The sequence below is a fragment of the Flavobacterium sp. FlaQc-49 genome (assembly GCF_044005985.1).
Lineage (GTDB): Bacteria > Bacteroidota > Bacteroidia > Flavobacteriales > Flavobacteriaceae > Flavobacterium > Flavobacterium cupriresistens.
Map to the genome: position 1 here is coordinate 1 of NZ_JBIPCS010000034.1, position 763 is coordinate 763.

2 tRNA genes and 2 rRNA genes are annotated in these 763 nt (G+C 36.8%); all 4 read left to right on the plus strand.

From position 1 onward, the window contains the following. Nucleotides 1-67, plus strand: a 16S ribosomal RNA gene (locus tag ACHRV3_RS22960); the annotation flags it as partial. Nucleotides 68-191: 124 nt separating this feature from the next. Then, a tRNA-Ile gene (locus tag ACHRV3_RS22965) sits at nucleotides 192-265 on the plus strand. Nucleotides 266-430: 165 nt separating this feature from the next. After that, nucleotides 431-504, plus strand: a tRNA-Ala gene (locus ACHRV3_RS22970). A gap of 148 nt (nucleotides 505-652) precedes the next feature. After that, nucleotides 653-763, plus strand: a 23S ribosomal RNA gene (locus ACHRV3_RS22975); the annotation flags it as partial.

The window sequence follows — 763 nt, forward strand, 5'->3', positions numbered from 1 at the left end:
ACTGGTAACTAGGGCTAAGTCGTAACAAGGTAGCCGTACCGGAAGGTGCGGCTGGAACACCTCCTTTCTAGAGCCTAAGTGTTAGCAAGCAATTGCACGGTTAGGAAAAAAGATGCAGATCTAAATGTTTCTGAATCATGAAATTTTATTACTCTTGCTGTTAGTTCAAATAATAAATTTAAGTAAAACAGAGTCTCGTAGCTCAGCTGGTTAGAGTACTACACTGATAATGTAGGGGTCGGCAGTTCGAGTCTGCCCGGGACTACTTTTTAAGAGAATTAATTAAAAATCAAAAATTTATAATTAAAAACAACTTAAAAAGACTGAAAAGCTTAAAAAAAGGAAATTCTAGAAGTTGGAATTCACCAAAGAAATTAGAGAAGAATTAAGAAATCTAAAATCTGAATTCTACAATCTAAGATTGCAAAATGGGGGATTAGCTCAGCTGGCTAGAGCGCCTGCCTTGCACGCAGGAGGTCAACGGTTCGACTCCGTTATTCTCCACTGATTTACTATAAAAGTAGTAAATAAAAGTTCATTGACATATTGAGATAAGAAATAATAAAAAGTAGAAAGCGTTTTTTGTTATAAGTAGTAATACAGATAATAAAAAACAAAAAAAAACGGTCATAATTAATTTTATGATTGGTACAATAAGCAAAATAAGGGCGTATGGGGGATGCCTTGGCTCTCAGAGGCGATGAAAGGCGTGATAAGCTGCGAAAAGCTACGGGGACGGGCACACACCGATTGATCCGTAGAT